Source organism: Asticcacaulis sp. (assembly GCA_024707255.1).
Taxonomy (GTDB): Bacteria; Pseudomonadota; Alphaproteobacteria; order Caulobacterales; family Caulobacteraceae; genus Asticcacaulis.
This window is the reverse complement of record JANQAC010000002.1, coordinates 138,189-152,774: the sequence shown is the minus strand read 5'-3', so window position 1 is coordinate 152,774 and position 14,586 is coordinate 138,189. Positions and strand designations below refer to the sequence as shown.

Sequence of the window (14,586 nt, the reverse complement as noted above, 5' to 3'; positions counted from 1 at the left end):
CGTCAGGCCTTTCCGGCATAGATGAGGCGACCGGCGCCCAGACGGTCCATCACGGTCTGGCGATCGGCTTCGGAAAACGCCAGGCACCCCTCGGCTGCGGCCCAGCTTGCCGGTCGTGGCCACCATTTCGGGACTGACATACCAGGCGCCGTGAATAACGATGGCGCGGCTGAAGGCATTATTGTTCTGAGGATCGAGCCCCTCAAGCCGGCGCGAAAGGCCGTGCTTACCCGTATAGGTATCGCCGGTCAGGTAGCTGCCTTCCGAGGTCGCTTCCGAACCGGGGGCATTGGAAAAACGCTGGAGCCATCCCGTATGGTTGAGATCGGACCCCTTGCCGTGGGCCACCAGGAAGGACTGGCTGCGGCCATCCGCCAGGTTGAGAATATGGAAGCGCGGTTCATGCGAAGGCCGGGAAAAATCGGCAATACCCATCAGGTCGGTATGGGCGATCCGGTCGCCGTGGCTCAGCAAAGCCTGCCGCGCCCTGGCCAGCAATTGCGGAGACGGGCCGCCCGATGTGGCCGCGTGGGCGCGCGGCACGATCAGGCCGGCGGCGCCGGCGGACAGGGCGAGGGACAGGAAATGACGGCGGCTGCGCATACTGGATACCTTAACACGGGAATGGTCTTTTTTCACTACCTACATAATGTGGCTTTGATGGGTCGCCACCCCGGCCGCCAGACAAATCGCCGGTCAGGCTGTGACGCCACTGGAATACTGTGTGCCTGCGGCGGTAAAGGTGGCCGTCAGTTGCTGCATCCGCAGACGCGGATCGAAAGAGATATGCACCCAAGTGCCTTCCTGGATCAATTGATCGAAGCGGATGTCGCTGGCAATGATCTTCTGGCAGATTTGCAACGGCGTACCGAAGCCCGGACAGACAAAATCGACCGCATAGCCGCTCATATGGGCGCTGTTTGGGGCACCGCCGACGGCTGCATTGAGGGCCGGCGAGCGGTAGCCGCTGTTGACCCTGATCGGCTTGCCGAGCAGCGTGCGCACCCGGTCCATCTGCTGTGCCGTCTGTCGCAGGGTTTGGACCATTTCCGGCGATGGCATATTGTCGATATTGCGGTGCTCGGTATGGGTCAGTTCGTCGAGCGTGAAATACTGCGCGAAACCGTTGGCCGGCGGGGCGGGTTCGGCGGGCACGTCCAGCGCCGGGAAGACGGCCCTGGCCTTATCAAGCCAGATTTTGCGGTCTTCCAGGCCATTGACCCCGCCATTGACGATGCGTGTCACGCCCTCGACGTCGTCGGCGTCAGCCTTGGCGTTGCAGCCCGTCTGTTTCCAGAAGGCGGCGGCACCCTGAGCGGCGTAAACCGGGTCTTCGAGCAATTCCGGCTGGTCGAGGAGGGGCTGGTTGATGAGCGCGGCATAGGTGGCGTAGTTGCTGCGGCCGGTGATCATGATGAAACCGCGACCGATATATTTCGCCCCCGTCGCCGGGATTGACATTGCCGAGCGACGGCCGGTTGCCATAGACGAACTCGGCAATGGCGTCCGGTCCCACCGCCACCAGTTCATTGGCTTTCTCAATGGTCTGGACCCGGCTGCGGAAGACGGCCAGCAGCACATCCGGGCGGTAGTTCAGGTTTTCCTTCAACGCCCGAAACCCGGCGCTTTCATGCGCCAGTTGCGCCAGGAAATGGACGAGGCGCTGACGCGAGGTGATATTGCCCAGGGCCAGGCAGGCTTCCAGCGCCGGCGCATAGGCCAGCGCACGATCGTCACGGATTGAGGGTGACAGCGCCTTCAGCCGTTCAGGCGTGATGATGGTCATGCGTCCCCCCCCCCGTCAGTCGTCGCGCGGGCGCTGGCCGGGATCGAGCGCGCGCAGGGCGGCGAGGTCGTCCGGCACATTGCCGGCAGACGCCACGAGAGATGGCTGGTAGCCAAGTTGCGGCGTGACCTGCGAAGTGCCGGTATTGTCCGCGGCCGGCTTGAACGCGTTCATCAGGGAGGCCAGACCATCGGATCCGGTCACGCCGCTGCCGCCATCCTTGGGCTTGAGGGTCGAGCGTACCGTCATCAGGCGGGCCAGTATATCGAACCAGAAAGGCGCGCCGAGCGTCACGGCGAAGGCGGTCATCAGCCACCCCGCGACCAATGAGATCAGCGGCAGGACATTGAACAGGGCATTATCGCCCAGCGAAGGCGTGCCGCGATAGAGATTGACCGTGCGTTCGGAGATATTGCGCCAGCTCTGGCTGAGATTGTGCGTAAAGCTGCCTTTCGACCAGTCCGGCATGGGCGTCACCGGAATTTCCGTGGTGCGGCAATTGCCCGGCGTATAGGTGGCGTCGCCGGGACTATCGCAGAAGCGGAACAGGTGGTTCATGGTGTCGATGGTGGTGTCGTTCCAGCCCAGGGGCAGGTCGAGCGCGCTCAAGGGGTTATTGCCGGAATCGGGCATCAGTTGCGAGGCGTCGCTGTGAACGCTGGCCTTTTCCTTGTAATAGGTCTCCGACGACGCCTCGACCGCCTTGCGCAGGGACGGGCTGAGATAGAGGCTCTGGGCGATCACCACCGTATTGACATTCAGGATGACGCAGGTGACCAGGGCCAGCCAGAAGATCAGCGTCTGGGTTTCGAGGCGATACCAGCCGGAAACGCGGTCCATCGTGGCATTGTACCAGTTTTCCAGGAACATCCGCGCCTTGTCGATATCGCCGGCCGAATTATTGATGGCGAACTGGACCATCTTCGACAGCCGGGCATTGGGCAGGTTGCGGCTGGCCGTGAGGATGGCGTTCGGGTCGAGGCTGCCCTCGGCGTTATTGCCGCCCCTGTCCGCCAGCAGGTCAAGCACAACGAAGGCGAAATGGCTGCTGGGAATATAGGAGGGCAGGTTCTTGCCCTGGAAGAAGCGGCGCTTCGGCGGAATGGTGTAGCGGCCGCGATAGAGCGACATGGTCAGGGGATGGTCGTAGAAATTTTTCAGCAGCTCGTAGCCGGTGGCATCGGCTGTGACCCTGGCCGTCCTGTTGCTGACATTTTGCGGCGGATGATCGCACAAAAGCTCGATCAGCCCCTTTTCCAGGTTGCGCGACCGGCGCTTCATGAAGCCCTCTATGGCTTCGCGCACCACGGTGGTCAGCAGGCTCATCAGCAGGTAGACGAAGACCAGCCCCGCCGCCACATCGATCGAGTCAGGTAATAACGAACCCACGCGCAGCCCCCTGCCCTTTCTTATGCCATTTTGGCAACCTGCCCGGATAACATGGTTAACCCAAATTAACCAAAGTGCAATATCAAGAACCCCGACGGCCCCTCAAGGGTGCGGAATAACGCCGTCATGCGCATTTTTTGCCACAGATTCGGGGCGCCCCGTCAGGTCGAGGTTCCATTCATTATCCGGAAATCGAAAATGGAAAGTCACAAGACGGACATTAAATATTTCGTCTGTAATAATTTTTTTAATTTTGAAATTTCACGCTGCGCATTTATCATACATAAAAAAATTTACGCCATTTCAATGACTTCTGTGGCATTTTTGCTATCAAGCACCCTATTTATAGTACAAGTGATCAATAAAACCTGGCAACGTTGTCAGACCCTATGATAGCGTTATCAGGAATACGGACCCAAGGCCCTCGGCGCACACACCGAGTCCGCCGGCGAGTATCGTATCAAACAAGTTGGGAAAGAACGTAAGGATTGGCGAAACGCTCATACGGGCCTTATTGTCACGTTTCAGCGTTTTTACATTTAAACAATGTTTTATATGCACGCGGTCGCCACGCCGTGGGCCGTTCTCCCGTCTTGTCAGTTCCGCTTATGCCGCGTTCGGAAAGCGCGCGGCTGTTCACTCCAGGGAGACGTTTAATGACGACGACTAAAAAGAAACTGGGCCTGCTGATGGGAACCGCCTCCATGGCCGTTCTCGGCACGCTGGCCCTCGGCGCCATCGCCCACGCACAGGACGCCGCGCCTGCCGCCGCCCCGGCTGACGACACGGTCATCATCGTGACCGGCCAGCGCGCCCAGCTCAAGAGCGCGCAAAAGATCAAGAAGGACTCGGACGTGATCGTGGATTCGGTCACCGCCGTCGATATCGGCGCCCTGCCGGATCGTTCGGTGGCCGACGCCCTGCAACGCATTTCCGGCGTCACCATCCAGCGCGCCGCCGAAGCCAATGACCCGATCCGCATGACGGCTGAAGCCGGCGGCGTCGAAATCCGCGGCCTGGCCTGGGTCCGTTCGGAAACCAACGGCCGCGACATCTTCTCCGCCAAGAACGGCCGCGGCCTCTCGTGGGGCGATGTGTCCTCCGACCTGCTGGCCGGCGTTGACGTCTATAAGAACCCCTCGGCCGACATGATCGAAGGCGGCATCGGCGGCACGGTCAACCTGCGCACCCGCCTGCCGTTTGACTCGAAGAAGCCGATCATCGCCTTCACGGCGGACGCCACGCAAGGCGACCTGCAAAAGAAAAACCACTATTCGCTCAGCGCCCTCTATTCCAACCGCTGGAACACCTCGATCGGTGAAGTCGGCGCCCTGCTGAACTACTCGCTGGTCAATGAAGGCAATATGACGAATGTCATTGCCGTTGACCGCTACAATCAGGTTGGCGACAAACTGATCCCCAATACCATGGGCTGGCGTACCATCGACTGGAACCAGAAGCGCACGGCGATCAACGGTGCCCTGCAATGGCGTCCGAGCGATGATCTGGAATTCACTCTATCGGTCCTGAACGCCAAGGCGGAGCCGAAGAACACCGAATATAATGTCGGCTTCTATAACGACAGCGGCGAATTCTCTTCGGCCGACTCCATGGCAACCTATCAGTATGACTCCAACGGCGTCTTCAAGAGCGGCACGGTCAAACAAGCCGGCATAACCTCGAACACGCGCTATGGCGAAGACCATAATGAAACGACTGATGTGTCGCTGCACGCCCGCTGGAATGTCAATGACCGCCTGACCCTGGCCGGAGATGTGCAGTATGTGAAGTCCACAGCACATGTCCTGTCAAACACCGCCTTCCTGCAGATCGGTCAAACCGCCGCCGACAAGCCCGACGCCACGATTGATATTTCGGGTGATCTGCCCGTGATCAGCGTTTCCGGCAAGGATACCGCCGACGCGTCTCAATACTGGTGGGCTGCGGCGATGGACCATATTGAACAGAATGATGGCAAGGAAATCGCCGCCCGTATCGATGGCGATTATCAACTCGACGCCGGTTGGCTCAAGAGCTTCAAGTTCGGTGTCCGCACCACCGACAAGGATTACAACACCCGGCAGTCCGGCTATAACTGGGGCTTCCTGTCTTCTCAGTACTGGGGCAATGCCGGCGATCCGCAATCAACCACTAATACCGGTTCCGGTACATATGAAGTGCGCGATTTCAGCAACTTCATGAATGGTGATGTCCCGGTCCCCGGCTCGGTCGTCTTCCCGGAAGCCTCGATCGTCAATCGCGGCACCGCCACGACAGCCCAGCTTCTGGCGATGGCCAACACGGCCTCCTGGGGCTGGAAGCCACTCAGCGACGACTGGTCGACCTATGCCGCCAGCGGCGGTCTGAACACGCAGAACGAGAAAACAACTGCCGCTTACATCAACGCCAAATTTGGTGGTGAAATCAGCGGCCACACGGTCGATGGTAATTTCGGTGTCCGCATCGTGAAGACCGAAGCCACCGGCAACAGCTTTATCTCGGCAACCCTGCCGAATATCGCCGGCACATGTACGGAAAACTGTACCGACTATAACGCCGCCGTGGCATTTGGTACTCTCGGCCAGGCCTATGGTGGTTCGCAGGACTATACCAATACCCTGCCGAGCCTGAACGTGCGCATGAAATGGAATGATCAACTCCAGTTCCGCTTTGCCGCCTCCAAGGGCATAGTCCGTCCGGAACTGGCCTGGCTCAGCCCCTACACTTCGCTCGGCTATACGTTCAACAGCTATTCCACCGGCACGGACACCAACGGCAACCCGACCTTCGGCATATCCTACGCTCCGGGCAGCGAGCCCAAATATACCGGTACCGGCGGTAACCCGAATCTGAAACCGATCGAGGCCAACCAGTATGACCTGACGGCGGAATGGTACTTCGCCCCGACCGGCAGCTTCACGCTCGACCTGTTCAAAAAGGATCTCACCAACTACATCTATAATGGTACGCGCGCCGAAACCTATACCAGCAACGGCCAGACCTTCACCTACGATGTCACCCGCCGCTTCAACGGCACGGTCGATGGCAAGGTCGATGGTTTCGAAGTCGCCTATCAGCAGTTCTACGACTTCCTGCCGGCGCCGTTCAACGGCCTGGGTATGCAAGCCAACTACACGCATATCGACTCGTCGGGCGGTCGTAACTCCGGATCGGTCGATGGCAGCGCCCTCAACGCCCTGCCGCTGGAAGGCATGTCCCCGGACAGCTACAATGTTGCCCTGATGTATGAAAAATACGGCATCTCGGCGCGCCTGGCCTACAACTGGCGCTCCAAGTACCTCTACACCACCTCGGCGGCCAACGTGAACCGTCCGCTGTGGGCGGATGATTACGGCCAGCTCGACGGCTCGATCTTCTACACGATCAACCCGAACTACAAGATCGGCGTCCGTGCCGTGAACCTGACACACTCGACCACCACCCAACTGGTGTCGAGCGATCTGACCGCGCCGCTGGAAACCCAGTGGTACTCGGCCATCAAGACCGACCGCCGTATCTCGGTCGTCCTGCGCGGCCTGTTCTAAAGACGGCAGCTTCCCGGCGCCGGCGGTCCCGAGACTTTCCGCCGGCGCCGCCTCCCTGAAGTTTGCTTCTCTCTGCCCCTTCCGGTTTCACCGGGAGGGGCTTTTTATGTCAGGCCCTGTTTTGCTGCTATAAGACGGTCGCCACAGTCCAAAAACCGGGGAAACGTGCATGGCTGAACCAATTCGCAAGATCATCATCGCTGGTGGCGGCACGGCCGGCTGGATGACCGCTGCCGCCCTGCGCACGGGCCTGGCTCAGGCCGTCGAAATCCTGCTGATCGAATCGGAAGACATCGGCACGATCGGTGTCGGCGAGGCCACCATTCCGACCATCCGTCTGTTCAATGAACATGTCGGCATTGATGAGGCGAGCTTTATCCGCGCCACCGAAGCCACCTTCAAGCTCGGCATCGAATTTCAGGGCTGGGGACACGAAGGCAATCGATACTTCCACCCGTTCGGTGATTACGGCGGCACGCACGAGGGGATTGCCGCGCACCAGATCTGGCGCCGCCTCAACCTGGCGGGTGATCCGACGCCACTGGAAGCCTACAGCGTCGGCACCCAGATGGCCTATGCGGGCAAGTTCTTCCCGCCCAATCCCGACCCGCGCTCGCCGATGCACGACTATTCCTACGCGTTCCACTTTGACGCCGGCCTCTATGCGCGTTTCCTGCGCCAGCATTGCGAGCAGCGCGGTGTGCGCCGTCTCAATGCAAAGATCAGCCATGTCAATCTGCGCGGCGAGGACGGCTATATCGACAGCCTGACCCTTGATGATGGCCGGGTCGAGACCGCCGACCTGTTCATCGACTGCACCGGTTTCCGTGCCCTGCTGCTGGGTGAAGCGCTGGGCGTGCCGTTCGTCGACTGGTCGCACTACCTGCCGGTCGATCGCGCCTGGGCCGTGCCGACGGCGAAACCAGCCTCACCCCACCTGACGCCGTTCACGCGCTCCACCGCCCGCGAAGCCGGCTGGCAGTGGCGCATCCCGCTGCAGCATCGCACCGGCAACGGCCATGTCTTTTCATCGAGCCACATCAGTGAACAGGCTGCACTCGATACGCTCATGCAAAATCTGGATGCGCCGCCGCTGAAAGACCCGATGCTGATCCGCTTCAAGACCGGCCATCGCAAGGCTTATTGGGAAAAGAACTGCGTCGCCGTCGGGCTGGCCACCGGCTTCCTCGAACCGCTGGAATCGACCTCTATCAACTTTATCCAGAATGCGGCCATTCGCCTGCTGGAACTGTTCCCAGCCAGGGACATAGACCCCTATCTGCGGGACGAATACAATCTGCGCAATCAGGCCTCCTATGACTATGTCCGCGATTTCATCATCGCCCATTACCGCCTGAACAGCCGTGACGGCGAGTTGTGGCGCTACTGCGCGAACATGCCGATCCCTGACGATCTGCAATGGAAGCTGGAGCTCTACAAGCGGCGCGGCGAGGTTCTGGTGCGCAAATTTGATCATTTCCACGAACCGTCATGGATTTCGATCTACCATGGTCACGGGGTGAGAGCGGCAGCCTATGACCCTCTGACCGACCGTATCCCGCTTGAGACCCTGGACGCCCTGATGCAGAAGCGCCGGGAAGGCATCAAACGGGTCGTGACACAGGTGCCTTCACATGCCGAATTCATTGCAAAACATTGTCCGTCGGAGAATTTCATGAAAACGGCCTGATCTGGCTATTTCTCCTCGTCCGGGTATGGCCCCACGCCCCCTTTGGCGATAAAGGCGTCTATATGCGCTGTCAGAACCGGCAGGGGCACTGACCCCAGTTCGAGCACGGCATCGTGGAAGGCGCGAATATTGAATTTGTCGCCCAGCGCCTTTTCGGCTTTTACGCGCGCGTCACGGATGGCCATTTCGCCGAGATAATAGCTCAGTGCCTGACCGGGCCATGAGATATAGCGGTCAACCTCGGTATCGATCTCGTGTTCGGACAGGGCGGTGTTGTCGCGCAGGTACTGGCGGGCCTGCTCACGCGTCCAGCCCATTGAGTGAATGCCGGTATCGACCACCAGCCGCGACGCCCGCCACGCCTGGTAGCTCAGGTAGCCAAAACGATCATAGGGCGTGTCATACATGCCCATTTCGACACCGAGATATTCCGAATAGAGCGCCCAGCCCTCGCCATAGGCCGAGATATAGGTTTTCTGACGGAATTCCGGCAGGGATTTGTTTTCCAGAGCCAGCGGCATCTGGAAGGCATGGCCCGGCGCCGATTCATGCAGGGTCAGCGCTGTAAGCTGGAACAGCGGCCGCGACGGCAGGTCGTAGGTATTGACATAATAGGCGCCCGGCCCGCCGCGACCTGAGGTATAATAGGGCGCGATTTCGGGCGCCACCGGCACGATGGCGAAACGGCTTCGCGGCAGCCGACCGAAATATTGCGACGCCTTGCCATCGAAGGTCTTGGCGATCCAGGCGGCGCGGTCGAGCAGACCTTGAGGCGTCTTGGCATAGAATTTCGGATCGGTGCGCAGGTATTTCAGGAAGGCCGGCAGGTCGCCCTTAAAGTCGACCTCCTTCATCACCTCCAGCATCTGGGCGCGGATGAGGGCCATCTGGTCGAGACCCAACTGGTGAATCTGCGACGGCGGCATGTCCAGAGTGGTGAATTCGCGGATCTTGGACTGGTAATAGGCCTTGCCGTCGGGCAATTCGCTGGCGCCCAGCGCCACCTGCGCGTGCGGTACATAGTCCGTATCAAAGAAAACCAGAAGCGTCTTGTGCGCCGGGATCACCGCATCTGTGATGGCCTTGACCGCCGCGGCGCGCAATTCGGCCTGTTTTGCCGCCGGTATGCTGGCGGGCATGGTCACGAACGGCTTGTAATAGACGCTGTCCTCCGGTTTTTTGACATCGATCACCGTGCGGATCGAGGCGTCGCGGCCTTCCAGCGTCACCTGCGGCGCGGTGAAATGACGCTTCAGCCCCGCCTTCATGTTGACGATCTGCTGATCGAAATAGCGCGGCATGTCGGAAAGCTGGCCGATATAGTTGCGGTAATCGGCCTCGGTATGGAAATCGCTTTCGGTAATATAGGTCAGGTCGGCCCAGAAACTGCTGTCGGAATTGACCGGCTTTTCATATTCGCGGAATTGCTTTGCGGCCACCAGCCCGTCGATCTGCGCCTTGTAAACCTGATAATTGACCTGGTTTTCCGCTGACAGGCTTTTGGTATCGATGGCGGCCAGCTTCGCTTCCACATCCTGCCAGTAGGCCAGTTGCTTCATTTGCGCCGCCGCGCTGACATCGGGCAGGTGCGCGGCCACGCCGGCATTGACATTGTTCTCGTCGGTCTGTTGCAGCGATTGCCGCCAGGCCCACTCGGTGGTGTAGATCGCCTTGAACTGATCGTCGGACGCCTCTGCAAATGCCGGCGCGGCGCCCGCGATCATGGGCACGGCCAGAGACAGGGACAGACAAAGGGCGAGCGCAAAACGAGAAACGGGCATGGGCGGTCCTCTAAAAGGTAAGAAGCGACCATGCCCCCTGCCGCATTGCGATGGCAACTTCTAATTTCAGGCTTTACGACATCATATGCCGCAGGGTGAGATCGGCCCCCCCCGGAAGCGATCCACGCGGGGTAAAGGTAATGATCCGCGTCTGGCCCGGCAGCAGATCAAAGAAGTTATCGCTGAACACCCCATCATGCCCCTCGAAACTCAGGCACAGGTTCTTGACCAAAACCGGCGAAGTGACTGTGACGGCCACCGCACCATCAAGCGGCTTCACCCGCCTTTCGATCGCGGGTTTCGGCAGGGCCAGATCCTTGACCGGCTTGAAGTAGACAATGTTCTCCGACAGCAACTGGTCTGCGTCCATAAGCCGGACATGCAGCAGGGCGTTTTCCGGCGTCAGGCCATTCGGAAGGCCCGCCACATTGCCGGTAAAGACGGCCTCGGCACGATTGGCTTTGAGCCTGAGCGGTACGGTCTGGATGCGCCCGCCCTCCCCCTTGAAATCCATCGTCCTGATTTCAAGTGTGGCCGCCATGTCCTTCTGATGGTCGCTGACCACGGTAATGGTGACCTTGTCGCCCTCCAGCACCGGCGACACCAGCACCGGCGCGAACGCCTTGCGGGCGAAATACTGCTGAGCCTTCCAGCGGCCAAAATAGTCGATGCTGCTCCAAGAAGCGACCGGCCAGCAGTCATTGATCTGCCAGAACAGCGAGCCCATGCAGTATGGCATACGTGCGCGGTGGGCTTCCATCGCCACCTTGATACCCTCGGCCTGCAAGACCTGCCCGACATAGAGGAATTGCTGGAAATCCCCGGGCACGGCATAGTCGCGCTGCATGTAATTCTTGATCGTGCCATTGCCGATCGAGGACCGTTGGTGTGCCGCCATGACTTCGGAAAAGATGTCGTAATCCTCCGGCTTCGTGTAGCTCTGCACCGTCCTGAATTCCGGGAAGGACTGGAAGCCGTATTCGCTCATGAAGCGGCCGATGCGAGTACGGTAATCGGCAAAGGGCTTCTGGCCCCACCAGACATCCCAGTAATGGATATCGCCGGACTGCTTCGGTTGCGATAAATCTGCATGTTTGTCCCACGCGGCTTGCGGGGAGGACGGCCAGTAAAAGCGCTGGCCGTCATGTACGGCCACCACCTTCGGCAGGATATCAAGGAAGACCGCCTTGTAGCCCGCCCACATTTCGTCGCGCTGGCTTTGCGTGAATTTCTGCTTCCAGCCCCAGCCACCTTCGGGCACGTCGTTCTGCCAGGCGGCGTCGATCTCGTTATTGCCCACCCACAGGGCGATGGACGGGTGATTGCGCAGGCGGCGGACATTATATATCGCCTCCTGCCGGACGTTTTCGAGGAAGGCTGCATCACCCGGATACATCGAGCAGGCGAACATGAAGTCCTGCCAGACCAGTATGCCGTTGCGGTCGCACAGGTCATAGAAATAATCGTCCTCATAGGTGCCGCCGCCCCAGACACGCAACATGTTCATATGGGTATCGACCGCCGACTGCATGACGCGGTCATAGACCTCATGCGTCACGCGCGGCAGGAAGCTGTCATTGGGGATATAGTTGGCGCCCTTCATAAAGACCGGCACGCCGTTCAGTTCGATATAGAAGCTGCGGCCATCGGCATCCGGCGTCTGGACGATCTTGACCGTGCGCAGGCCCGTGGTCACGGTCCGGCTGTCGGTGGCATTGGCGGTGGCCACCCGGCCGGTCAGGCTGTAAAGGTGCGCCTCACCCGGGCCGTTGGTCCACCACAGTTTCGGCTGTTTGACGTTCACCTTCAGCGGCAAGGTATTGACGCCTTTGACGAGCGTGACCGCCTGACGGGCCCGGATGGCGCTATCCGTCTCACTGCTGAGGTCGATGACCGCCGGACCGGCTTTCTCAGACATGATCTCGAACACGATCGTCAGGGCCGCCGCATCCGTCGTGAGGCTGTCCTGCACCACCTGCAAATCGCTGATCCGGGCACTGCTCCAGGCGCGCAGGGTGACCGGCCGCCAGAGGCCGGAGGAGACAAAACGCGGTCCCCAGTCCCAGCCATAATGATAACCGGCCTTGCGGGTGAATACGCTCACCTTCTTGTCGTCCAGGCCGCCGTTTTCGCTCTGGTCATTCGGCGCCGGCGGATTGTAACCCAGGGCATCGAGCCGCTTCAGCCCTTCGGCGATCGGCGAGCGGAACAGGATGCGCAGGGCGTTGGCACCGGCCTTCGCCTGCGGCTTGATGTCCGCCGTCCATTCACGGAACATATTGTCGGCTGAAAGCACCAGCGCGTCGTTGAGCCAGACGTCGGCGTAGGTATCGAGGCCCTCGAACACCAGTTCAATGTGATCCTGCACCAGGGTCTTCGCGTCGATATCCAGCGTGGTGCGGTATTCCCAGTCGACCTTGTCGATCCACTGCTGGTCGCGTTCGTTCGTGCGGTAGAAAGGATCGGCGATTCTGCCTGCCGCCAGAAGATCAGTATGGACTGTTCCCGGCACGGTGGCCGCGATCCAGTCGTCCTTGCCAGCCTGGCGCATCTGCCAGCCGGTATCAAGCCGCCGTTCGATTGGCGTCCCGGCTGCCGTTTTCGCCTGCGTCTGACCGGCGAGCAGGACCAGGCCCAGTCCCGCGCCCGAGGTTTTCAGCAGCGCACGCCTGTTCGGGGTGTTACGGCGCATGGTCTTCTCCCTGAATAAATATATTTGTTATATTTATTCAGGGTAACACAGGCCGCCCCACCGCGTCACGCGTTTTTCGCCTCAGCCTCCAGCCGGAAATACTCGATAATATCGGCGTGATCCTCGAACATCTGGCCGCGCATGGTTTCCAGATCATCGATGGCGACCCAGTGCGCGCCGGCGGCGTCATCGGCCGCCTCGACCTTCGGCAATGGCCCTTCCGGAAAACGGAAATGGAACGCGTGGGTGATTGTGCGGCCGCGCGCCGATCGTTTCGGATAATCAAAGACCTGCGACGCCACCAGATGTTCGGCGATATGGGCGGGCGTCAGGTCAAGGCGCGTCTCCTCCGCCACCTCGCGCACCGCTGATTGCAGCAGGGTTTCGTCCGGCTCGACAAAGCCGCCCGGCAGGGCCCAAAGCCCTGCGCCCGGCTGGCCGCCGCGCTTGATCAAAAGCAGGTGACGGCCATGCTGGATCAGGGTGTCGCAGGTGACGAAGATCGGCGGATAGGGCGCCACGCCCCAGCTTAACCTGTAGTCGTCGATATAGAGCTGCTCCTCGCGCAGGCGGTTGAAATCGGGCGTGCTGGCATAGGCGCGCAGCATCTCCAGCACCGCCTTTGGCACCTGCCCGGCTATGGCGTCCGGGCCATCGCGCAGAAAGCCAGCCCGCACCTGTTCGGCCCTTTCGGGCTCGGCCGGCGGATGCGACAGGTCTTCCGCGCCCAGCCAGCCGCCGCCATCTTCCGGCATAAGTGCCGTCACCTGTTCGCAGATACTGCCCTGTAGATCCGGCCGGTACAGATGATCGCGCGCATGGCAAAAATCGGCCCGATCCGCCAGCGGCCCCAGCGCCGCCCGCAGCATGGCCTCACGCATGTGGGCCGGCCAGGGCATCTGGGTTGACGGCGCCCGGTCGGCGCCGGTCAGGACGATATGGAGATGTCCGCAGCGCCGGAAAGCCTCTTCCAGCCGGGCCAGATCACCAGCCAGGGGCGGCGCGAAAGCGCCCGTGATAACGCCATGCTGGAATTCGTAGATCATGGGGCACCTGTCGTGGGATCATACGCAAGGTTAGGCTTCTCCAGCGGTCAGGTAAAGGTCTTTACCGCATCGGCCAGCTCCTGCCAGGCCGTTTGGTTCCAGAAAATCCGCGCCTGCCCTGAGGGAGACGGCAGAACACAGATGCGGGTGTCGCCGACTGTTTCCGGCTGAAAGCCCAGGGGGATTTGGCCGGTCGGCCGACCCAGGAGTACGCTGGCGCCGGTCTTGCTGGTAAAGGCCAGGATTTTAGGCTGGTACTTTTCGATCTTTTCGCGCAGGGCGACTGCATCCAGCGCCCACGGCGGAAGCTGATTGTCATTGCCGAAATGCGCCTTGCACAGGTCGGTCAGGCCGATGCCGTAATCCAGCAGCCGGGCATAGTCCTGCGGCGCCAAGCGTTCAGGCGTCAGGCCGGTATTGTGCAGGGTCCGCCAGAAGAAGTTGCCCGGATTGGCATAATAGGCCCGCTGTTCAGCCGATACGCGCCCCAGGGCCGTGCCGCAGAAAACGACCTTCAGCCCCGGCGCCAGCAGGTCGGGTACGTGGCCGGGCGGCAGGGGGCCGGACTTATCCATCTCAATTCCACATCAAAGAGAAGCCCCTATACCACCGGCTTGCGCCCTTTGTGAATTCCGCTAGGCTGAACGAAAGAATACG

Annotated in this window: 10 protein-coding genes; 2 read left to right on the top strand and 8 right to left on the bottom strand. The window is 60.4% G+C overall.

Annotation, left to right across the window (positions count from 1 at the left end):
* Positions 1–2 precede the first annotated feature (2 nt).
* The 4 genes from NVV72_11985 to NVV72_11970 form a co-directional block, all read right to left on the bottom strand.
* Positions 3–140, bottom strand: coding sequence for a hypothetical protein (locus tag NVV72_11985; protein ID MCR6660011.1), 138 nt, complete (start codon positions 138–140; stop codon positions 3–5).
* A gap of 556 nt (positions 141–696) precedes the next feature.
* Positions 697–1,155 carry a D-Ala-D-Ala carboxypeptidase family metallohydrolase gene (locus NVV72_11980; protein ID MCR6660010.1) on the bottom strand — a complete coding sequence of 153 codons (459 nt, stop codon included), beginning with the start codon at positions 1,153–1,155 and terminating at the stop codon, positions 697–699.
* Positions 1,156–1,264: 109 nt separating this feature from the next.
* Positions 1,265–1,786, bottom strand: a complete 522-nt coding sequence (locus NVV72_11975; protein ID MCR6660009.1) for a hypothetical protein — start codon at positions 1,784–1,786, stop codon at positions 1,265–1,267.
* Between the two features lie 15 nt (positions 1,787–1,801).
* Positions 1,802–3,175 carry a hypothetical protein gene (locus NVV72_11970; GenBank protein ID MCR6660008.1) on the bottom strand — a complete coding sequence of 458 codons (1,374 nt, stop codon included), beginning with the start codon at positions 3,173–3,175 and terminating at the stop codon, positions 1,802–1,804.
* A gap of 656 nt (positions 3,176–3,831) precedes the next feature.
* Between NVV72_11970 and NVV72_11965 the strand changes: the two genes are divergently transcribed.
* Positions 3,832–6,720 (top strand): TonB-dependent receptor, encoded by a 2,889-nt coding sequence (locus NVV72_11965; GenBank protein MCR6660007.1) that lies wholly within the window; start codon positions 3,832–3,834, stop codon positions 6,718–6,720.
* A gap of 169 nt (positions 6,721–6,889) precedes the next feature.
* Positions 6,890–8,410 carry a tryptophan 7-halogenase gene (locus tag NVV72_11960; protein MCR6660006.1) on the top strand — a complete coding sequence of 507 codons (1,521 nt, stop codon included), beginning with the start codon at positions 6,890–6,892 and terminating at the stop codon, positions 8,408–8,410.
* A gap of 5 nt (positions 8,411–8,415) precedes the next feature.
* Here the strand turns inward: NVV72_11960 and NVV72_11955 are convergent, their stop codons facing one another.
* The 4 genes from NVV72_11955 to NVV72_11940 form a co-directional block, all read right to left on the bottom strand.
* Positions 8,416–10,191 carry a DUF885 family protein gene (locus tag NVV72_11955; protein ID MCR6660005.1) on the bottom strand — a complete coding sequence of 592 codons (1,776 nt, stop codon included), beginning with the start codon at positions 10,189–10,191 and terminating at the stop codon, positions 8,416–8,418.
* Between the two features lie 73 nt (positions 10,192–10,264).
* The gene (locus tag NVV72_11950; GenBank protein ID MCR6660004.1) at positions 10,265–12,883 is read right to left on the bottom strand and encodes a glycoside hydrolase family 2 protein; all 2,619 of its coding nucleotides are present in this window, start codon (positions 12,881–12,883) and stop codon (positions 10,265–10,267) included.
* A gap of 65 nt (positions 12,884–12,948) precedes the next feature.
* Entirely contained in the window at positions 12,949–13,929 is a 981-nt protein-coding gene (locus NVV72_11945; protein ID MCR6660003.1) for an NUDIX domain-containing protein, read from the bottom strand.
* Positions 13,930–13,976: 47 nt separating this feature from the next.
* Positions 13,977–14,504, bottom strand: coding sequence for a mismatch-specific DNA-glycosylase (locus NVV72_11940; GenBank protein MCR6660002.1), 528 nt, complete (start codon positions 14,502–14,504; stop codon positions 13,977–13,979).
* Positions 14,505–14,586: the final 82 nt, after the last annotated feature.